The following is a 20276-nucleotide window of genomic DNA, read 5'->3' as shown; positions in this document are numbered from 1 at the left end:
GCTCTATTAATCAAAATCACCCAAAAAACGATTTTTGTATTCCAATACCAATTCCGCAGTACGCGCTGTAGTTTCCTCGTACACACGACGATAGCCTATCGCGGCAATTTTCCAGCCCTCTACTGTTTTGACATAACGCTCATCGTAAAACGCTGTGCCTGCAATGCAGAAATGTTTGGTGGGATCGCGACTCACCGTGTTAATAACTGCATCGGTGAGATACCACACCCCTTGTGCCGCAGTGAAATCATCGTTGAGCGTGATTTCCGGATGATGCACTTGGTGTTTGGTCACAATGCGTTTGTGACTCAATAACTGCGACAAAAACGCCATCACCGCATCGCGCCCTTGATAACTGTGTTTGCCGTCTGAATAAGTGCTCACCACATCCGGCGTAAATAGCGCAGTTACTGCATCCCAATCTTTTAAATCCAAGTGGCGCAAATACGCATATTTCAGTTGTTTAATTGCCTCTATTTCTAGCAAAGATTGAATAGCACGATCATTCTTTGGCATGCACAGCTCCCGGCAGCATCACAAAGCCCATCCGCGTCACACCTGCTTCACGCACAAAAGCCATCACTTGTGCCACGCGCTCGTAACGCACATCTTTATCGGCCAGCAAATGCAATTCCGGCTGCGGCTGTTTGGCAGCAACTTGCACCAACTGTTGTTGCAACAGCGCATCATCAGCCAAAACCGTTTCGTTCCAACTTACCTTGCCCTGTGCATCAACAGACACTTTAACGGCTTCTGGTTTTTCTGCCGTGCTTGCACCAGCCGCCTTGGGTAAATTGACGGTGATGGACTGCGTCATCAAAGGCGCACAAATCATAAAAATAATCAGCAACACCAACATCACATCCACCAAAGGCGTGGTGTTGATTTCTGACATCGGCTGCGCTGAGCCGGACTCAAAGCCACCGAAAGCCATTACAGTTTTCCTTTGGGTTTATTGGGCGTACCCATGGTGAAATACATCAGCAGGTCATGCGCAAAACCGTCGAGATCCGCAATAATTAAACGCTGTACACGGTTGAATGCGTTGTAAGCCAGTACCGCAGGAATTGCAGCGAACAAACCGATGGCCGTCATAATCAGCGCCTCACCCACGGGGCCAGCCACTTTATCTAAGCTCGCCTGCCCTGTAGTGCCAATCACCGCCATGGCGTGATAAATCCCCCACACGGTGCCGAACAAACCCACAAACGGCGCCACTGAACCTATCGACGCTAAAAATACTTGGCCGCGCTCAAGATCAGCCGTTGCGCGATTGAGCGCCTGCCGCAGTGCGCGCGTTACCAATTCCGTGAGCGACAACTGTGCATCGAGATGACTGTGGCCACCTTGTTGATGGCTTTGATAATGCGCCGCCGCTCGGCTGCCACTTTCCACCAGAACGCGGAACGGCATCATGCGCGCCAAAGATTCCATGCCTACGGCAAGGTTTTCTGCCTGCCAGAAATTTTCCAATGCATGATGACTGGCATGCTGCCACCAAGCTAGCTGTACGCTTTTGCTGATAATAATGGCCCAACTGGTAATCGACATGCCCAGTAACAAAAACAACACCGCGTGCGATACCGAATCACCTTGCTGCCAAAAACTCACTAAATCCAAATTAAATGTCATTACCTATCCTCACTGCGTTTTTTCAATTTAAATAAAATAGGAACATCTACCCTGCTGGCAACTGCGCGGCCATTTTGCTGCGCCGGCTTAAATTGCCAACGCGTCACCGCCTTAATAGCCGCCTCATCCAGACGAACGAAGCCCGACGAGGTTTTCAAAGCAACCGTGAAAGGTCGACCGTCAGCTGACACCTCCACCCGCAGCAACACTCGCCCTTCTTCCCCCAAACGCTGCGACAACGATGGATAAGTAGCAGGAGCGCTGAGGTAATTTGCATCAAAGCGCGCTTCTGTCGTCGAACTCTGCTGCGCCTGCGCAGCGGCCGCTACCGGCGGTGCTGCTGCTTGCTGTTGCACCGGCTGTGGCGGTTGAGCCTGCGGTACAGGCGAAGACTCAACTTTAGGCTTGGGTTTTTTCTTCACAATCTTGCGCTGCACTGCCATCTCGTCGTCTTTCAACACCTCGGGCTCTGGTTGCTGAACTGGCGGCGGGGGCGGTGTTACCGGCTGCACCGGCGGAGCAATAGGCAAAGGGTTAGGCGTGACTAAATCTACTGTTACAGCCGCCGCGCCCACCGCAACAGGCACCACCACGGGCCGGTTAAACCACCAGATAACTGCAGCCAGATGCAAGAAAACAGACACCACCATGCCTGCTGTAAAAGCTACTGTATGCTCAATTTTCATGGTTTATGATAATAATTCTCATTAACATAAAAATCAATATGATCACCACCAAGCAGAAATCCCCGCAACACCCCAAGCACCCACCGCCGCCGCCTGTGACAAATGCTCATCGCTCACGCCGCCCAAGGCAAACACCGGCAGCGGGCATTCAGACAGCAACCGCCCCAGCTCAGCCCAGCCCAAAGCCATCTGCCCTGGGTGGCTGGCAGTAGGTAATACGGGGGACAGCGTAATGTAATCCGCACCCACAGCCACTGCCTGCTGAACCTCCTGCGCGGTATGACAGGACGCCCCCAAATACTTTTCATAAGGAATGAGGCGCTCGGCACAAGCCATCAAGCGCTGTGCAGACAAGTGCAGGCCATCGGCGGCACCCAATGCGCAATCGACCGCTGCATTCAGCAACAATTTTGCCTGGTATGCGTGACACAGCTGCGCCATTTCATCCGCCAACACTGAGAAATCCGCCGACGAAAGATGATGTGCACGCAACATTACCGCACGAATTTTTTTCTGCTCCAGCGCCCGCTGTGTGCGCTGTAAACAGTCATCAGGCGTTTGAAACGCACCTGTGATCAACAAACGCTGCGGCAAGTGCAGAGCCGTCAAAATGGCGCGATTGGCGGGTGGAAAAGTGAAATGTAACAAATGATTGTGCGATACCCATTGCACTACCTGCCCTTCACAACCGCAGGCCACACCGGAGAAATCTGTCACCCGCCAAACATCCAACAACACTTTTTTATCCGGGTAGCTGAAAGGGATTTTCAGCATGGGCTGTGCACTTTTTATTTCTAGTGCCACTTCTTCGCGAATTTCTCGCTGCAGCGCCGCAAAAACAGACTCACCAGCTTCAACTTTTCCGCCTGGAAACTCCCAACATCCTCCCATGTGTTGATGATTAGCACGCTGTGCAATCAAAAAATCACCAACACTATTTTCAATCACCGCAACGGCGACATGGACAGTTTTCATGCAAGGTTTTAGGTGCGATATTCCGCGTTGATGGTGACATAGTCGTGCGAAAAGTCGCAGGTCCATACCGTTTCACTGACTGCACCGCGCTGCAATTCCACGCGAATCACAATCTCTTCCGGCGCCATGGCTGCTACGCCCTGCGCTTCTGTGTACGCCGGTGCGCGCCCGCCGTTTTCAACAATCTGTACGCCATTCAGAAAAATATTGATGCGCGAGGTATCTAAATCAGCAATACCGCTGCGACCGATCGCCGCCAAAATGCGTCCCCAGTTTGGATCCGAGGCAAACAGCGCCGTTTTTACTAACGGTGATTCTGCAATCGCATACGCTGCACGCAAACACTCGTCACTATTGTTACCACCGTTGATCACGACGGAAATAAATTTGGTAGCGCCTTCGCCATCACGCACAATTGCTTGCGCCAATTCAACAAACACCGCTTCTATCGCGCTGGCAAATTCCACCCAAGCAATAGACTGCGGTATTAACACAACACCTGAACAGCCAGTTGCCGCCAACATACAAGCATCATTGGTAGATGTATCGCCATCAATGGTGATGCGATTAAATGATTTATCTGCAACGACTTGCAGCAGCGTTTGCAAATCTTTTTGCGCCACTTGTGCATCGGTTGCGACAAAGCCCAGCATGGTGGCCATATTGGGTTTGATCATACCCGCACCTTTACTGATGCCGGTGACAGTGACTTCTTTTCCATCCAAAACAATTTTGCGTGACACAATTTTTGGGCGCGTGTCAGTCGTCATGATCCCTTCTGCAGCACGCAACCAATGTTCACTAGACAAATTATTTAGCGCCGGCGCCAACCCCGCTGCCAATTTTTCCATCGGCAGCAGCTCGCCGATTACGCCAGTGGAAAAAGGCAGAATATTTTCTGCAGCCACACCAGTAATTTTTGCTAAAGCTGCGCAGCTGTTTCGCGCATCCAGCATACCCTGTTCGCCCGTACCGGCATTGGCGCAGCCGGTATTGATCAGCCAGTAACGACAAGCCTGTTCTGCAAGATGTTTTTTTGCTACATGCACAGGCGCAGCACAAAACGCATTTTTTGTGAACACGGCAGCCACGCTCGTGTTTTCTGCCAACTCAAATACCACGAGGTCTTTGCGGTTTTGCTTGCGAATACCTGCTTCTGCCACACCAATGCGCACGCCGGCCACAGGAAAAATTTCAGGGATGGTACCGCTGCCAACTGCCATTGCTTTTTCCTCTCAAACAATCATTACGCCAAGCTGCCGTGGCACTGCTTGTATTTTTTGCCAGAGCCACAAGGGCAAGGATCATTGCGCCCAACTTTTTCATTGCTGCGCACAAATGGCGTAGTCGCTGCTTTTTGTGGCGCATTATCGACAGCGCTTTCTTCACCTTGCAAAGCAGAAGACTGCGCGTGCTGCAGCTGCAGATTTTCTTGCTCACGACGACGCTGCTCTTCCATCTCTTCGATTTCTTCGCGCGAAGCAATACGCACATGGAACAACACACGCACCACTTCAGCTTTGATGTTATCCAATAACATACGAAACAACTCAAACGATTCGCGTTTGAATTCCTGCTTGGGATCTTTCTGAGCATAGGCGCGCAAATTAATACCTTGGCGCAAATGATCCATACTCGCCAGATGATCTTTCCACAAATTATCCAGCACTTGCAGCATGATTTGCTTTTCTACCTGCCGCATGATTTGCTCGGAGCCTTCGCATTTCTTGCCATAAAAATCGGCAGCAATTTGCTGGGCGCGCTCACGAATAGCATCGTCCATTAAATTAACATCTTGCTTCACCCACTCACTGATTGGCACTTGCAAACCAAAATCTGTTTCAAAGGCCTGCTCTAAGCCCGGCAAATCCCACTGCTCAGGAAAACTTTGTGCTGGAATATATTGCGTCACCACATCGCCGATTACATCATTGCGAATTGCGGTAATAATCTCGGAAACATCTTCTGCTTCCAAAATATCATTGCGCTGCTGATAAATCACTTTGCGTTGATCGCTTGCCACATTGTCGTATTCCAGCAGCTGTTTGCGAACATCAAAGTTGCGTCCTTCTACTTTGCGCTGCGCTTTTTCTATTGAGCCTGTCACCATTTTGTGCTCGATAGCTTCGCCACGCTGCATACCCAGCGCCTGCATGATGCTTTTCACACGATCAGACGCAAAAATGCGCATCAAATCGTCTTCCAGCGACAGATAAAAACGCGACAAACCCTGATCACCCTGGCGACCGGCGCGACCGCGCAACTGGTTGTCGATACGGCGCGATTCGTGACGCTCGGTGCCGAGAATATGCAGACCGCCAGACGCCAACACCTGCTCGTGGCGCTGCTGCCACGCTGCTTTTGCCGCCTCAATATCTGCAGGTGATGGATTTTCCAACGCCGCTAAATCAGCTTCCCACTTACCACCCAACACAATATCTGTACCGCGACCTGCCATATTGGTAGCAATTGTCACCGTCGATGGACGACCTGCTTGCGCAATAATTTCCGCTTCTTGTGCGTGAAACTTGGCGTTCAATACACGATGCGGAATATTTGCCTCCTGCAAACGCCTCGACATTTCTTCTGAAGTTTCCACCGAAGCCGTGCCCACCAACACCGGCGCACCTTGCTCAACAAAGCGTTTTACATCTTCGATGATGGCTTCGTACTTTTCTTCTTTGCTGATATACACCAGATCATTGAGATCTTTGCGCAACAGTGGGCGATTGGTGGGAATCACCACCACATCCAAACCGTAAATTTGCATAAATTCCGGCGCTTCCGTATCCGCCGTTCCTGTCATGCCGCCCAGTTTTTTATACATGCGGAAATAATTCTGGAAGGTGGTGGAAGCCATGGTCTGGCTTTCACTTTGTATCGCCACACCTTCTTTCGCTTCCAAGGCTTGATGCAGACCTTCCGACAAACGGCGACCGTGCATGGTGCGACCTGTGTGTTCGTCAATTAGCACCACTTGGTTTTCCTGCACGATGTACTGCACATCGCGGTGAAACAGGGTGTGTGCGCGCAGCGCAGCGTGAATGTGGTGCAACAAACTTAAATTGGTGACGGCGTACAAACTGTCATTGGCATCCAAAATACCATCGCGAATCAACAATTGTTCAACTAACTGGTGACCCTCTTCTGTCAAATCTGCCTGCCGCAATTTTTCATCCAACACATAGTGGCCGGGTGCGTCTTCTGTCTGTGCCTGCAAACGCGGCATCAACGCATTGATGCGTTTATACAATTCAGAACTGTTTTCAGCGGCACCGGAAATAATCAGCGGCGTGCGCGCCTCGTCGATCAAAATGGAATCCACTTCATCCACGATGGCGAAGGTCAAACCGCGCTGTACTTTGTCTTCCAAACTCAGCGCCATGTTGTCGCGCAAATAATCAAATCCGTATTCGTTATTGGTGCCGTAAGTAATATCAGCGGCATAGGCTGCGCGTTTTTCTTCTTGGCTTTGCCCAGAGAGAATAATGCCTACCGTCATGCCCAATTTTTCATACACGACGCGCATCCAGTTGCCGTCGCGATTGGCAAGATAATCGTTGACCGTCACCACATGCACGCCCTTGCCTGGCAACGCATTGAGGTACACCGGCAGCGTTGCCACCAATGTTTTTCCTTCACCGGTGCGCATCTCGGCGATCTTACCGCTGTGCAATACCATGCCGCCGATCATCTGCACATCAAAATGGCGCAGCCCTAATGTGCGGCGCGCCGCTTCGCGCACACAGGCGAAAGCTTCTGGCAATAATTGATCCAGCGTTTCGCCTTTTTGTAAACGCTCGCGAAACTCGGCGGTCTTGTTTTGCAATTCGCTATCGGAGAGTTTTTCCAGTGCGGGCTCGAATGCATTGACTTTGGCAACGACTTTGCGCAAACGCTTCAATGTGCGTTCGTTTTTGCTGCCAAAAACCTTCTTGAGAACTGTGCCAATCATGATGAAACCACACTGCGTAGGGGGCGCAAAATATCGCACAAATCAGCCACTTACGCCACCAAAACACTCAGCGCAACATCGCTACACACACGGGATTATCGCCTTTCATCACTAGCAGCTTTGCCGCCTCATTGCTGCGCGCAACACCATACGCATTGCCGCCGCTGTAGCGCGCACCATTGGCTCTTGGCAGCGCGCTGGCACGCACTGGATGCAACAAACCGCGCACCGTACCTGCGCTGTCAGCAAGCAGGCCGTATTCCCAAGCCGTTTCATCCAACTGGGCGAACCAAACTTGGCCGACCACTTGCTCGGGTGCAGCCGCAACTACCACATAGCGCTCTGCGCGGGGATACGCGGCCACATCCAGCAGATCGGAGGCGTGCAGCAAATCCGTGCGCAGCACTTGCCAATGGCAGGCGGGCGCATCCGCAACAGGCAGCTGTTTATCCAACCAAGCAGCTGCGCCATCAGAAAATATATTGCGCTGTGCAACACGCAAATTTTCCAACACGGGAAACAAATGCGGCAGCTTGCCCTGCCAATTCCAATGCAAGGCTTTTTCGGCATCTGCCGTCACCGGCAAATACACTTGATAGGCCAGCAGCGCGTTATCCACACGCACACGATACTCTGCCAAGCGCGCCCCCCAATCCAACTGCGATGGCAGCGCCAACACAGGAAACAGCAAGAAAAAAACCTGCCAATATTTCCGGTTGTCGCTGCTAACGCGGCGACACAACAACACACTCGCGCCCAACCACACCAACAGCGCCCAAATTTGAAAGCGATCAACGGTTGGATCCAACACACCTTCTACACGCGTCAACAGCAACAACGCTACCGTGCCAAATCCAATCAGTATGCAGGTGGCACACACAAGATCCAGCGCATCATTTTTTTCGCGTCGCCCCCAAACACGCACCAATGCCAACGCAGCCAAAAAACAAATCGCCAGCCCAACACCCATTGCAACGCCACGCAACACATCTTCTGGCAACACATGCCAAGCACGCAGTAAGTGATAGGCGGGGCCGCCCATCAGCGCAATAGGAAATGTTAAGGATTTCCAGCCGTTGAGATGCAGTGCACTGCCCACCGCATTCCCACCTGGCAACAAAAGATACAACGCAAAAAACAGCACTGCTGCCACAGAAAAAATATACAAATCCCTGCGTGGCGCACGACAACACCACAGCAGAAACCACGCGATAGGCCAAACCAAAATACCATTGCCAAAACTGAATGTTGCGAGACCCGCCAATAACAGTGCAGCCAACAACACACGATATTTTTTTTCCTGTTGTTGCAGAGCGTGATACAGCAACACAACTGCCAAAACCGTATTGAGTATCGACAAATAATTGTTGATGCCGTTAAACCCCCAACCTAACAAAGCAATATTGATTAGCCAGCACAGCAACAACACCGCCCAACCCAATAAATACTTGCGCAATACAACATCAGCAATGCATTTTTTGATTTGCCAACACAGCACAGCAATCAGACTGACATTCAATAGCCAATCAACAACAATCAAAAAATTGTTTCTGCCATCAAACACCTTGAGATCAATGTCATACAGCAAAAAGGCAAGAATATGGCGATGGCCAGAAACCGTAGCAATGGATGTCTGCCACAAGCCTTGCTGGAACAGTGCGTCATACATGTGCCACTGATCGCGTGACAGTGGTGCGACATGATGAAAAACGATGTAGTACGCCGTAATAGAAAGAAAAACGGCTAGCAGACCGAGCCAAAAAATTGATAGGAGGCGCTGCGCACTCATCACTCAGGGCTTCGCGCTTTACAACTGCAGCCGCAAATGGTGAGGGCGCATACCTGTCAGCAGCAGCATGACAAAATACACCGCGACACCAGTGCTACACATGATTACCAAATATAGCGAGCGGTATTGCCATGTGTAATTAGACCAATCCGGCCACACGCGCAACAGTGCACACAACAACAGCACCATTGCAGCATTTGCCAGCAACACTTGCACAACAAAACGCCCCCAACCACGGGCGTAGCGATAAATTCCTTGTTTACGCAAAGCGCGGAACAGCAACCCCGAATTAATGTACGCCGCCAAGGCTGTCGCTAACGCCAAACCTAAATGCCCCATGCTCCACACTTTATGAAACACCAACATAAAACTGACATTCATCACCTGCGCCGCCACCACAGAAATCACGGCTATGCGCACCGGCGTTTTCATGTCTTGGCGCGAATAAAACCCAGGCGCAAGAATTTTGATCATCATGAAACCGATCAAGCCCAGCGCGTAGGCACGCATTGCCCAAGCGGACATTGCAATATCGCGCGCAGTTGTTTCGCCGTGCTCAAATAAAGTGCTGAGGATGGGTGTTGCCAACACGATCAGCGCCAAGGCTGCAGGCAAACCAATCAATACATTCAAGCGGATCGCCCAATCTAATGTGGCTGAAAATTCTCGCGGTGATTGCGCGATATGGCTGCGCGACAAACTTGGCAATATCACCGTCGCAATGGCAACACCAAAAATTCCGAGTGGCAGTTCAGCAACGCGCTCAGAGTAATACAACCATGCCACGCTGCCTGTCGGTAAAAACGAAGCGAGGATAGAGTCCATCATCAAATTGATTTGACTGACTGAAACGCCGAATAACGCCGGCACCATCAGTTTCATAATGCGCTGCACACCTTCGTGATGCCAATTCCAACGCGGAATCGGCATCAAGTGCAAACGCTGCATGGATGGTAATTGAAAAACCAGTTGCACCACGCCGCAGATCAACACACCCCATGCCATGGCAAAAACCGGTTGCTCAAACCATGGCACCGCCACCACAGCGGCCAATATCAAAGTAACATTCATCAAAATCGGCGTTGCGGCTGCCACAGCAAAACGGTCGTACGCGTTGAGCACCGAACTGGCAAAACCTGTCATCGTGATTAAAAACAAATACGGAAAGGTGATGCGCAACAATTCGCTGGTCAAACCAAAGCGTTCAGGATCATGCAACCAAAATCCTGGCGCAAATAACACGGTAAACCACGGCGAAGCGATCACCACCAACATGCTGACCATCAAGGAAGTGCCGCCGAGCACACCGGCCACATGATTGATGAGATCGCGTACGGCGCGTTGATCACCGCGCGCGCGGTATTCTGCTAACACCGGCACAAACGCCTGTTGAAATGCACCTTCAGCAAACAAACGGCGCAAAAATTGGGGAATGCGAAACGCGAGGAAAAAAGCATCCGCGCCCGGCGTGTGACCAGCACCAATAGCATTTGCCAATACGATGTCGCGCGCCATGCCCAGCACGCGCGAGATCTGCGTCATAAAGCTGACCATAAAACTGGAGCGAAACAAGTGCCGTGTGGACACCGGTTTCTCCGGCTGTGAGCTGTTGTGTTGTTCTTGACTCACCGTGGCTTCCAAGCAGAAAAAAATTGGTCAATATCCAAAGCAGGTATTTGTTTGACAGTGCCTGATGGCGTGCCCAAATAGAGAAAGCCGAGCAAGCGTTCGTTTTCAGCCAAACCTAAACTTTTTGCCAGCAAAGGCTCGTAAGTCACCAAACCGCTGCGCCACATGGCACCCACGCCCAAGGCATGGGCTGCGCTCAACATATTTTGCACAGCGGCAGCGGTTGACATGATTTGTTCGATTTCCGGCACTTTGGCGTGCGCTGTGATACGCGCCACCACCAACAATACCAAGGGGGCGCGCATTAGGCGGTTCGCCGATTTTTGTCTTTGCGCTGCGCTCAACTCGCCGTAACACTGCGCCTCCACATCAGCGATGATATTGCCCACATACTGACGCGTTTCGCCTTCCACCCACAAAAAACGCCAAGGACGCAACTGCGCGTGGTCGGGTGCGCGCAGCGCGGCGCGAAAAATTTTCTCGCGTTGTATTGGTGATGGAGCCGGCTCTATCAGCTCACCCACAGATACCCGGCTGCACAAACTGGCAATGGCATCAGTCGCCTTGTTCTGTTCGCTCATACGAAACACGCCTTTATCGAATACGGCGCACTGTAGCCTATCGGACAGAGTCGAGAAATGAAAAACTGCAGTTACGCCAAACTAGCGTGTAGTAGCCACAAACAATTGTTGCCACTGCCGGATTTTTTCAAGTTCTCGGGCAATGCGCGGTTCACCAGACAACCGCTGCAACAAACCATCATGCTGCATGGAAACCAATATTTTTGACAAAGATTCCTTGCTAGCAGCCACTTGGTTGCTGTCTGTAGCTGCCACTGAAAACTGCACCACGAGCGCCCACTGTTCTGCGGTATAAATCAAGGATTGCAGGTAGGCGACTTCCGCCTCAAACACAGCCGATGGATTGCCCGCCCGTGCTACCTCCAAAGATTTCTGCAACAAGGGGATACGGTCAGCCAACATGCGGGCACGGGCATCTGCCATTTTTGCAGCACGGCGCCAAGCATCACGCGCCCGCTCTGGCTTTCCAGCCGCTTGCCAAGCAGCGGCTGTTTCATTGCGCAGGCCCTGCGCTTTCAAATCCGATTCAATCGCTTTATCGCCAAACAAGCGCGCATTAGAGAAATCGCCCTCTGCCTCTGCACGCAAGGCTTTGTTGACGGATTCATTGGTGTACCACTCCACGGCTTGCAACGCATTTTCTAAAGATTGCGCTTGCGCCGCAGCGTTCGAGTTGGCATCGCGCTGAATAAACCACCACACGCCGCCTACAACGACCACAGCCAAACACAGAAAGGACAGAAAGATACGCATCGACAGACAAACAGAGCAGAGATAACGAGCGCGCATCATTACAGAACGCACAAGCAAAACTACCCGCAAAAACCGTTAGCCCCTTGGGTAAAAACCGCTAGGCGATAGCACTCAGTTAACGCTGATCGTGCTTGCTGCCACCCAAGCACTGCGGTGAGGCAGGTGCCACACCCTGTGCCTGCCATTCCTCTGGTGTGTAGGTGTGCAGTGCCAAGGCGTGAATTTGCTGCATCACTTCGCCCAGCGCGGCGTAGATTTTTTGGTGTCGCGCCACCGAGCGCAACTCAGAAAACTGCGCAGAGACCAACACCAACTTGAAGTGTGATTCACTGCCCGGCGGCACGCTGTGCATATAGCTTTCATTGACGAGCTCTAAATATTCCGGCGATAACTTTTCACGCACAATGTTTTCAATCAGCTGCTGCTTTTTGCATATGCCACCCCATTAAAACGGTTTAACCGCCGCAAGAAAGCCCATCCCCATAAAGCACAATAAGGCCACCAACACGCCGCCAGCACGAGCAGTATTGTTTCTACTCCACTTCATGACATATAAACCGCTGGCGATATAAGCCACTAATAGCACCAACTTTGCCAACAGCCAGTGCTGTATCAGCGGATTGATTCCTGCAATTACCGCCAATGCGACACCGCAAACCAACAGCAAACTGTCATTGATATGTGGCAAGACTTTAACTGGCTTTTTGTTCAGCAACGACGAACCGGCAAATTTCAAACCGCTGCGCGCTAAAAAAGAAACCAATGAAACCGCCGCAAACAGCATATGTGCTTGTTTGATTATCAAGTACAACTCAGCCATGCAAATACTCCTCAATCACTTCAATCATTTTTAGGATTAGTGTGTTCAAACGCGCATTGTCAATTATGTACGGAGGCATGATATAGATCAGCTTGCCAAACGGGCGAATCCATACGCCTTTTTCTACAAACATCGGCTGTATTTTTTTCATGTCGACAGCCTCATCCAACTCTACTACACCAATAGCACCCAAGACGCGCACATCCGCCACACCATGCTTTCCACGCAAAACAGACAAACCACCCTGCAACTGCTTTTCAATGCGCGTAACTTCCGCATGCCAATCTTGCGCCAGTAACAAACCGATGCTGGCATTGGCAACGCTGCACGCCAATGGATTCGCCATAAAAGTGGGGCCGTGCATCAGCACACCACTTTCACTGGCACAAATCTGTTTTGCGACTGCATCCGTCGTGAGGGTTGCTGCGAGCGTCATGTAGCCGCCTGTCAGCGCTTTGCCAACACATAAAATATCCGGCGCAATGTCTGCATACTCACAAGCAAATAGCTTTCCGGTGCGACCAAACCCCGTGGCGATTTCATCAGCAATCAACAGCACGCCATGCTCATCACACAGCGCACGCACGCGCCGCAGATAATCTGCCGAGTAAAACCACATCCCACCTGCACCTTGCGCGATAGGTTCCAAAATCACCGCAGCAATATTCTTTCCTTCCTGCTGCAATAGTTTTTTTAGTAACACTGTATCGGCTTCAGCACATGGCTCACCAAACCGACAAGCAGGCCTTGGTACAAAATACTGCTGCCCTAGCACATTTGAAAACAAATGGTGCATGCCAGTAACAGGATCACACACACTCATGGCGGCAAAAGTGTCGCCGTGGTAACCGCCAGACAAGCTAACAAACTTAGTTCGCTTACCCTGCCAATATTGCAGCGCCATTTTCAGCGCCACTTCGACTGCAACCGAACCAGAATCAGAAAAAAATACACGCTGCAAAGGTGTTGGCGAAATATCTGCCAATGTTTTCGCCAGCGTCACCGCCGGTTCATGTGTTAATCCGCCAAACATCACATGCGCCATTATCTGTGTTTGTTCGACAAGCGCCGCATTCAATACGGGATGGTTGTAGCCGTGAATTGCACTCCACCAAGATGACATGCCGTCAAGCAATTCACGGCCATCTGTCAAACACAATACACAGCCTTGCGCAGATTGCACTGCGTATACTGGATGCTTGTTATCAATACCCGCATAAGGATGCCAGACATGTTTTTCATCCAGCTCCAATATTGTCGCAATATCTTTCACAACTACTCGCTCAATAGCGACAACAAAATAGGGCGCACTGTCGCCATAATATCTGGCTGCGCTTGCGCGGTTGGATGCAACTGATCCGGCTGAAAATGTGCAATATCACCGGAGATATCTTGCAGAAAAAATGGAATCACCTTAATTCTATTTTTCTGCGCCAAGCGCGGATATATCTCCGCAAACTCACGGCCATAGCGCACACCGTAATTGGGCGGCAACTGCACACCCAACAACAAAATACGGCAACCCGCTTGCTTACCCATATTGATCATCAACTGCAAATTACTCTGCAGTGCAGACAAAGGCATGCCGCGCAAGCCATCGTTGGCACCCAACTCCAAAACCAGCACATCGGGCTTATGTTTTTTCAAGGCATCCGGCAATCGTTTCAAACCGTTAGCACTGATTTCACCACTGATCGACTCATTCACAAAACGATGTTCGGATAAGTTGTTTTGTAGCAGAGCGACCCAGCCCTCTTCTTGCCGCATACCGTAAGCCGCGCTGAGACTATCGCCGAACACCAACACAGTTGCGGCGCGCGCCGGCATCGACAAAAAAATAAAACTTAAAAAATAAAACAATAGCAGCCCGCACAAGGGGAGTTTCTTCAACACGACAATTACCTAATGGACACGCAATCGAGCGCGCCTATAGTACCCTACTGTTTTCTATAAGCAGATATTGATTCTCATGTCGCAACCTATTTTGCAAGTTCGCCAGCTCGGCAAAACTGTCACCATGCCCGATGAAGATTTGGTGTTGCTGAGTGACATCAATCTCACCGTGCAAGCGGGCGAGAGCGTTGCAATCGTCGGCACTTCCGGCTCTGGCAAATCCACCTTACTGGGCTTGTTGGCAGGCTTGGATGCGCCGAGCAGCGGCGAGATTCGTTTGGCTGGTCGCCCGCTGCTCTCGCTCAATGAAGAAGAAAAAGCAGTATTGCGCGCAGAAAAAGTAGGCTTTGTGTTTCAGAACTTTCAATTGCTGCCATCACTGACCGCGCTGGAAAATGTGATGTTGCCCTTGGAGCTGCGCCAAATCGACACGCAGACCCGCTGTGAGCAACTGGCAAAGGACTTCCTCGCACGCGTTGGGCTGTCGCAGCGCCTGCATCATTACCCGCGCACGCTGTCGGGTGGTGAACAACAGCGAGTAGCGCTGGCGCGCGCCTTCGCCGGTCAACCTGCCATCTTGTTTGCCGATGAACCCACCGGCAACCTCGATAGCAAAACCGCTCATCAAATCGCTGATTTGCTGTTTAGCCTCAACCAAGACAGCGGTACCACGCTGATCCTTGTCACCCATGACGAGCGACTCGCCGCACGCTGCCAACAACAATGGCGCATGGAAGGCGGGCAGTTATCCACGGCCGTACAGCCATGAGAACGAACAGCTCGCTAGCGTGGCGCACAATACGGCGTGAATGGCGCGGCGGGGAACTGGGCTTGTTGTTTGCAGCGCTGGTACTCGGTGTAAGTATCGTAACGGGCATCGACTTGTTCGCCGACCGCCTGCAAAAAGCACTGGCAGGAGAAGCCAGCGCCTATTTAGGGGCTGATCGCGTCGTCCAACTCAGCGACCCTCTGCCTGCACAGGTGTTGGACAATGCACGCCCCCATGCGCTGCAAGTGGCTGAAACCATTATGTTTCCCACCATGGCATACGCCAGCACTGGCGATAGATCCGCCTTGGTTTCACTCAAAGCCGTATCGCCCAATTACCCCTTGCGCGGCTCCTTAGAAGTGCGCGATACGCAAGGCAATACAGCCACGCTGCGGCACGGCCCTGCCCTTGGCACCGCATGGGTGGATGCCAATATTCTCAACCAATTGGATGTGACCATTGGCTCCTCCATAGATATCGGCAACAGTCAGCTGGTGATCAGTGGTGTGCTCACGCGCGAAGGCGATGCGGGCAGCAGCTTCTACGGCATGGGGATGCGGGTAATGATTGCTGCCGCCGACCTACCCGCTACTGGCCTGCTCATTCCCGGCAGTCGCGCTGAATATCGCTACCTGTTTGCCGGCAGCTCGCAACAGCTAGATGCTTACTTCGCGCCACTCAAGCCGCAGCTTCCGCAAAACGCGCGCGTGGTAACCCTGCAAGACAACCAACCGGGCATCGCCAGCGCGCTCGATAAAGCCACCCTATTTTTGCGACTCGCGGGCAGTTTGGGCGTACTCTTGGCCGCACTAGCCACCGCGTTCTCAGCACAGCGCTACTGTCACCGCCACGCCGATGCCGTGGCCGTCCTCAAAACCCTTGGCGCTACGCGTGGACAAATATTGGCACTGCAGCGCTGGCAATTGGGTGCACTGTGGCTACTCGCCACGGCTATTGGCTTTGTTCCTGCGTGGCTACTACAACAAGCTTTTTTTATCGCGATGGGCGACTGGATACCCGTCGATTTACCACCGTCAGGCTGGCAGCCTTTTGCGATGGGCGCCGCGACCAGCTTCATCTGTCTACTGACCTTTACCTACCCATCATTCTTACGCCTAGTAAATACTCCGCCTTGGCGCGCCCTGCGCAGCGACTCAGACAGCAACACCCACTTTCACACCCTCTGGCCCGCCATCCCTGGTATTGCCCTGCTGCTTTTGCTTTACAGCCGTAGCGTTTCATTGGCCGCACTATTGGCGGGTGGCACGCTGATTCTGATGGTCATGGTCGGACTCATTAGCGGGTTGCTGCTCCACACCAGCCGCTACTTCAGCCACTATGCCGGCAGCATTTGGCGTTTGGGTATCGCCAATATCCTGCGCCAGCGCTGGCTATCGCTGCTACAAATCAGTGTGTTTAGCATCGGCTTTATGCTGCTGTCCGTCATGGTGTTGATACGCAGCTCCTTGCTCAACGAATGGAAAATGCAGGTGCCAGCGGATGCACCCAATGTTTTTTTGATCAACATCGCTCCCGATGAAGTCAAACCTTTGCGCACAGCCTTGGACAGTATTGCGCTAGCACCGTCTGAATTATTTCCCATGGTGCGCGGTCGGCTGACCACCATCAACGGTCAACGCGCCACAGACTTGTTTGATGAAAGCGTCAATGCGGTGTATCGCGATTTGAACCTCAGCTGGAGCAACACACTGCCCGCCAATAACGCCATCATTAGCGGCACTTGGCCCAGCACGATAAATCTCGATCAAGCCGCACCCGTTTCTGTTGAACAAGGACTCGCCAAAAAACTGCACCTGCAATTAGGCGACAAAGTGAACTTCACTATCGGCGATAAAACGCTGCCAGCCTTCGTCGCCAGTATTCGCTCTGTGGACTGGGATCGCATGACGCCCAATTTCTACTTTCTCTTTCCACCGCATATTTTGGACGACGCAACGCAGTACAACGCCACTTGGATGACCAGCCTTTACCGCAACGAAACTCAAGAAGCAGCACTCGCACGGGTGCTGCGCCAGTACCCTGCCATCACAGCTTATCCCGTTGACGATTTGCTGGCGCGCGTGCAAACCATCGTGCAACGAGTCAGCCTCGCCGTTGAAATCATCCTATTGCTCGTTTTGGGTGCTGGCTTTCTTGTGTTGATCGCCTGCTTGCGTGCTGGCATCGATCAAAAATTACACGAAAGCGCCCTATTACGCACACTGGGCGCAAAACAAAAACTGATTTTGGGCAGCCTAATCGTGGAGTTTACTGTGGTCGGCGCTATTGCCGGACTACTTGCCGCCGCTGGCGCAGAACTCACCGCATGGGCACTGCAAACCTACTTATTCAAAATGGAGTTTATTGCACACCCATGGCTGTGGCTCATCACTCCGATGATAGCGACACTACTTATCGGTTGCGTCGGCACGCTGTTCTGCTATCGCGCCGTCAACACACCACCAATACTGGTTTTGCGCGAGTCCATGCAACAATCTTGATTGCAGTGTTCGTCATGCGCTTTGCTCGCAGCGCATGATTCCATTATCCTCACGCGCACAGTCGCTATTTTTAATCACGCATTATTTTGGAGTTACTTCATGGATACTCAAATGACCGACACCGTTTTAATCGCACTGTGTAGCGGCGCTCTCGGCATTGCGATTGGCGTATTAGCGACGCGCTTGTTTCGCCCCAGCAGTCAGCGCAATATGGAAACCCAACTACAAGAAGCCGAGCAGAAGCTGCAACAAAAAAATACGCAAGTTGCAGAACACTTCACACACACCGCTGCACTTGTCAGTAACTTGACGCGCAACTATCGCGACTTGCACGACTATCTCGCTTCCAGCGCACAGCAGTTGGGCAATATTGATATCCAACCCGTTTTGCTCAACGACAACAAATCTGCACCTATTCTTGGGCAGGGCATTGTTATTAATCCGCCTTTAGATTATTCACCCAAAATAAATCACACCCTGAGTGAAGCTTACGGCCTTAAAGATGATTCCGCTGAAAACACATCCGCTCCCAATCCTTACGGTAACAATTGAAAGTTACCGGACACAAAAAAGGCACCTCTCGGTGCCTTTCATATTGCTGCCAGCAAACTTTCTTTACTGATTTTTTATATCTTAGGCGTACGCCGCCATAGCTGCGGCAACTGCTTTTCCTGAATTGATCGGCGCATTCATTGAGGATAAAACCGCATCCAACGCCCCTAAAACTGACAACACATTTTTTTGGTTACAGCCAAAGCCCATCAAACCAACACGCCAGACTTTACCAGCCAAATCACCTAAGCCAGCACCAATTTCCATACTGTATGCATCAAGCAGCGCCTTACGCACAGCTGCTTCATCTATACCTTCAGGCACAGTAATCACATTCAATTGCGGCAAGCGCTCGCCGATAGGGACGATCAACTGCAGACCCATTGCTTCAGCACCAGCCACCAAAGCCTTGTGATGCAACGAATGACGCTCCCACGCCTTCTCAAGACCTTCTTCCTTCAGAATAACCAAGGACTCGTGCAGTGCGTACAAAGCGTTGATTGGTGCCGTGTGATGGTAAGCGCGCTTGACGCCAGCACCCCAATAGCCCATTACCAAATTCATATCCAAGAACCAGCTCTGTACCTTGCTGTTGCGCTTGCCAATCACTTCAACAGCACGATCACTAAAGCTAGCTGGTGAAATGCCTGGCGTGCAAGACAAACACTTTTGTGAACCTGAATAAAGTGCATCAATACCCCAATCATCTACACGCAATTCACTACCACCCAGTGAAGTCACCGCATCAACGATTGTTAAGCAGCCATATTTTTGAGCAATCTCGCATAATGTTTTGGCATCTGACATTACGCCTGTAGATGTTTCGGCATGTACAAACGCTACAACTTTTGTATCTGGATTGGCTTTCAATGCATCTTCTAATTTCTGAGGATCGACAGCGCGTCCCCATGTATCCATGACCATTACAGCAATGCCGCCGCAACGCTCTACATTTTCTTTCATGCGACCGCCAAACACACCGTTTTGGCATACGATAACTTTATCGCCCGGCGGAACAAGATTCACAAACGCCGCTTCCATACCCGCAGAACCCGGAGCAGAAATTGGCAAAGTCAGACGATTTTTTGTCTGCATCGCGTATTGCATTAGCTGCTTGATTTCATCCATCAAATGAATGAAAGCAGGATCTAAATGGCCGATGGTAGGTCTAGCCAAAGCCTCGAGCACACGAGGATTAACATCAGAAGGTCCGGGGCCTAAGAGTGTTCTTACCGGTGGATGAAAAGATTTCATGGCAAGCACCTCCCAGGCGACTTCAAAAAAAACCGGAGTTTGAGGAAGATAAAACGCAAAAACTATTCAGCAGCGTTTTCAGTATTTATGATTTCGCTAGCCTTTACTTTCTCAGGGCGATTTACCAGCTCAACATATGCCATTGGCGCTTTGTCACCCGTACGAAAACCACATTTCACGATGCGCAAATAGCCACCTGGACGCGCGCTATAACGCGGGCCAATTTCAGTAAACAATTTGCCGACAACAACTTTGCTGCGCAGACGACTAAACGCCAAACGACGATTAGCAACGCTATCTTGTTTGCCCAGCGTGATCAAAGGCTCAGCCACACGGCGCAGCTCTTTTGCTTTTGGCAAAGTAGTTTTGATGATTTCGTGTTCCAACAACGACGCCGCCATATTACGAAACATCGCTGAACGATGAGAGCTCGTGCGATTAAGTTGTCTGCCGCTAAGTCTGTGACGCATGATGATTACCTTTTATT

Annotated in this window: 20 protein-coding genes; 3 read left to right on the top strand and 17 right to left on the bottom strand. The window is 51.3% G+C overall.

Translation table 11 applies throughout. The features are described from left to right. Positions 1 to 6 precede the first annotated feature (6 nt). From IPK30_07435 to IPK30_07365, 15 genes are all read right to left on the bottom strand, one after another. On the bottom strand, positions 7 to 516 hold the full coding sequence (locus tag IPK30_07435; protein ID MBK8103105.1) for a nuclear transport factor 2 family protein: 510 nt from the start codon (positions 514 to 516) through the stop codon (positions 7 to 9). Beyond that, positions 503 to 934, bottom strand: a complete 432-nt coding sequence (locus IPK30_07430) for a biopolymer transporter ExbD (protein MBK8103104.1) — start codon at positions 932 to 934, stop codon at positions 503 to 505. Before IPK30_07430 ends, IPK30_07435 begins: the two co-directional genes overlap by 14 nt. Continuing rightward, positions 934 to 1632: a MotA/TolQ/ExbB proton channel family protein gene (locus IPK30_07425; protein ID MBK8103103.1), complete on the bottom strand. Its 699-nt coding sequence runs from the start codon at positions 1630 to 1632 to the stop codon at positions 934 to 936. Before IPK30_07425 ends, IPK30_07430 begins: the two co-directional genes overlap by 1 nt. Continuing rightward, complete coding sequence (locus IPK30_07420; protein MBK8103102.1) at positions 1632 to 2318, bottom strand: TonB family protein; 687 nt, start codon at positions 2316 to 2318, stop codon at positions 1632 to 1634. Before IPK30_07420 ends, IPK30_07425 begins: the two co-directional genes overlap by 1 nt. A gap of 42 nt (positions 2319 to 2360) precedes the next feature. Further along, entirely contained in the window at positions 2361 to 3293 is a 933-nt protein-coding gene (locus tag IPK30_07415) for a Nudix family hydrolase (GenBank protein ID MBK8103101.1), read from the bottom strand. Between the two features lie 8 nt (positions 3294 to 3301). Beyond that, positions 3302 to 4516 carry a bifunctional glutamate N-acetyltransferase/amino-acid acetyltransferase ArgJ gene (gene argJ / locus IPK30_07410; protein ID MBK8103100.1) on the bottom strand — a complete coding sequence of 405 codons (1215 nt, stop codon included), beginning with the start codon at positions 4514 to 4516 and terminating at the stop codon, positions 3302 to 3304. Positions 4517 to 4539: 23 nt separating this feature from the next. Then, positions 4540 to 7248: a preprotein translocase subunit SecA gene (gene secA / locus IPK30_07405; protein ID MBK8103099.1), complete on the bottom strand. Its 2709-nt coding sequence runs from the start codon at positions 7246 to 7248 to the stop codon at positions 4540 to 4542. Positions 7249 to 7315: 67 nt separating this feature from the next. Continuing rightward, on the bottom strand, positions 7316 to 9037 hold the full coding sequence (locus tag IPK30_07400) for a hypothetical protein (protein ID MBK8103098.1): 1722 nt from the start codon (positions 9035 to 9037) through the stop codon (positions 7316 to 7318). An 18-nt stretch (positions 9038 to 9055) separates the two neighbouring features. Further along, complete coding sequence (gene murJ / locus IPK30_07395; GenBank protein MBK8103097.1) at positions 9056 to 10591, bottom strand: murein biosynthesis integral membrane protein MurJ; 1536 nt, start codon at positions 10589 to 10591, stop codon at positions 9056 to 9058. A 71-nt stretch (positions 10592 to 10662) separates the two neighbouring features. Further along, complete coding sequence (locus IPK30_07390) at positions 10663 to 11247, bottom strand: nitroreductase (protein MBK8103096.1); 585 nt, start codon at positions 11245 to 11247, stop codon at positions 10663 to 10665. Between the two features lie 81 nt (positions 11248 to 11328). Further along, complete coding sequence (locus tag IPK30_07385; GenBank protein ID MBK8103095.1) at positions 11329 to 12000, bottom strand: hypothetical protein; 672 nt, start codon at positions 11998 to 12000, stop codon at positions 11329 to 11331. 115 nt (positions 12001 to 12115) lie between these two features. Continuing rightward, positions 12116 to 12436, bottom strand: a complete 321-nt coding sequence (locus IPK30_07380; GenBank protein ID MBK8103094.1) for a BolA family transcriptional regulator — start codon at positions 12434 to 12436, stop codon at positions 12116 to 12118. A 9-nt stretch (positions 12437 to 12445) separates the two neighbouring features. Then, entirely contained in the window at positions 12446 to 12820 is a 375-nt protein-coding gene (locus IPK30_07375; protein MBK8103093.1) for a SirB2 family protein, read from the bottom strand. Continuing rightward, the gene (gene bioA, locus IPK30_07370; GenBank protein MBK8103092.1) at positions 12813 to 14093 is read right to left on the bottom strand and encodes an adenosylmethionine--8-amino-7-oxononanoate transaminase; all 1281 of its coding nucleotides are present in this window, start codon (positions 14091 to 14093) and stop codon (positions 12813 to 12815) included. The genes IPK30_07375 and bioA overlap by 8 nt, the downstream gene beginning before the upstream one ends. Positions 14094 to 14095: 2 nt before the next feature. Beyond that, entirely contained in the window at positions 14096 to 14647 is a 552-nt protein-coding gene (locus IPK30_07365) for an arylesterase (GenBank protein ID MBK8103091.1), read from the bottom strand. 142 nt (positions 14648 to 14789) lie between these two features. Here IPK30_07365 and IPK30_07360 point away from each other — a divergent pair, with 142 nt between their 5' ends. The 3 genes from IPK30_07360 to IPK30_07350 all read left to right on the top strand — a co-directional run bounded on the left by IPK30_07360 (position 14790) and on the right by IPK30_07350 (position 18535). Further along, on the top strand, positions 14790 to 15482 hold the full coding sequence (locus IPK30_07360) for an ATP-binding cassette domain-containing protein (protein MBK8103090.1): 693 nt from the start codon (positions 14790 to 14792) through the stop codon (positions 15480 to 15482). Then, positions 15479 to 17983, top strand: coding sequence for an ABC transporter permease (locus tag IPK30_07355; protein ID MBK8103089.1), 2505 nt, complete (start codon positions 15479 to 15481; stop codon positions 17981 to 17983). Before IPK30_07360 ends, IPK30_07355 begins: the two co-directional genes overlap by 4 nt. A gap of 99 nt (positions 17984 to 18082) precedes the next feature. Further along, positions 18083 to 18535 (top strand): YhcB family protein, encoded by a 453-nt coding sequence (locus tag IPK30_07350; protein MBK8103088.1) that lies wholly within the window; start codon positions 18083 to 18085, stop codon positions 18533 to 18535. An 81-nt stretch (positions 18536 to 18616) separates the two neighbouring features. Here the strand turns inward: IPK30_07350 and IPK30_07345 are convergent, their stop codons facing one another. Both IPK30_07345 and rplQ read right to left on the bottom strand, forming a co-directional pair. Continuing rightward, complete coding sequence (locus tag IPK30_07345) at positions 18617 to 19789, bottom strand: alanine--glyoxylate aminotransferase family protein (protein MBK8103087.1); 1173 nt, start codon at positions 19787 to 19789, stop codon at positions 18617 to 18619. 62 nt (positions 19790 to 19851) lie between these two features. Further along, positions 19852 to 20259: a 50S ribosomal protein L17 gene (gene rplQ, locus IPK30_07340; protein MBK8103086.1), complete on the bottom strand. Its 408-nt coding sequence runs from the start codon at positions 20257 to 20259 to the stop codon at positions 19852 to 19854. Positions 20260 to 20276 lie beyond the last annotated feature (17 nt).

It is taken from the genome of Cellvibrionales bacterium (assembly GCA_016713115.1).
In the GTDB taxonomy this organism is placed as follows: domain Bacteria; phylum Pseudomonadota; class Gammaproteobacteria; order Pseudomonadales; family UBA7239; genus UBA7239.
The sequence above is the reverse complement of the archived record's forward strand: the minus strand, read 5'-3'. Positions and strand labels throughout refer to the sequence as shown.

Coding starts and splice junctions, on each gene's coding strand:
- IPK30_07360 (MBK8103090.1), top strand. CDS start 14,790: ATGTCGCAACCTATTTTGCAAGTTCGCCAGCTCGGCAAAACTGTCACC.
- IPK30_07365 (MBK8103091.1), bottom strand. CDS start 14,647: ATGCCGGCGCGCGCCGCAACTGTGTTGGTGTTCGGCGATAGTCTCAGC.
- IPK30_07385 (MBK8103095.1), bottom strand. CDS start 12,000: ATGCGTATCTTTCTGTCCTTTCTGTGTTTGGCTGTGGTCGTTGTAGGC.
- IPK30_07400 (MBK8103098.1), bottom strand. CDS start 9,037: ATGAGTGCGCAGCGCCTCCTATCAATTTTTTGGCTCGGTCTGCTAGCC.
- IPK30_07430 (MBK8103104.1), bottom strand. CDS start 934: ATGGCTTTCGGTGGCTTTGAGTCCGGCTCAGCGCAGCCGATGTCAGAA.
- IPK30_07420 (MBK8103102.1), bottom strand. CDS start 2,318: ATGAAAATTGAGCATACAGTAGCTTTTACAGCAGGCATGGTGGTGTCT.
- murJ (MBK8103097.1), bottom strand. CDS start 10,591: ATGGTCAGCTTTATGACGCAGATCTCGCGCGTGCTGGGCATGGCGCGC.
- IPK30_07415 (MBK8103101.1), bottom strand. CDS start 3,293: ATGAAAACTGTCCATGTCGCCGTTGCGGTGATTGAAAATAGTGTTGGT.
- secA (MBK8103099.1), bottom strand. CDS start 7,248: ATGATTGGCACAGTTCTCAAGAAGGTTTTTGGCAGCAAAAACGAACGC.
- IPK30_07425 (MBK8103103.1), bottom strand. CDS start 1,632: ATGACATTTAATTTGGATTTAGTGAGTTTTTGGCAGCAAGGTGATTCG.
- IPK30_07350 (MBK8103088.1), top strand. CDS start 18,083: ATGGATACTCAAATGACCGACACCGTTTTAATCGCACTGTGTAGCGGC.
- argJ (MBK8103100.1), bottom strand. CDS start 4,516: ATGGCAGTTGGCAGCGGTACCATCCCTGAAATTTTTCCTGTGGCCGGC.
- IPK30_07375 (MBK8103093.1), bottom strand. CDS start 12,820: ATGGCTGAGTTGTACTTGATAATCAAACAAGCACATATGCTGTTTGCG.
- IPK30_07435 (MBK8103105.1), bottom strand. CDS start 516: ATGCCAAAGAATGATCGTGCTATTCAATCTTTGCTAGAAATAGAGGCA.
- IPK30_07390 (MBK8103096.1), bottom strand. CDS start 11,247: ATGAGCGAACAGAACAAGGCGACTGATGCCATTGCCAGTTTGTGCAGC.
- IPK30_07355 (MBK8103089.1), top strand. CDS start 15,479: ATGAGAACGAACAGCTCGCTAGCGTGGCGCACAATACGGCGTGAATGG.
- rplQ (MBK8103086.1), bottom strand. CDS start 20,259: ATGCGTCACAGACTTAGCGGCAGACAACTTAATCGCACGAGCTCTCAT.
- IPK30_07345 (MBK8103087.1), bottom strand. CDS start 19,789: ATGAAATCTTTTCATCCACCGGTAAGAACACTCTTAGGCCCCGGACCT.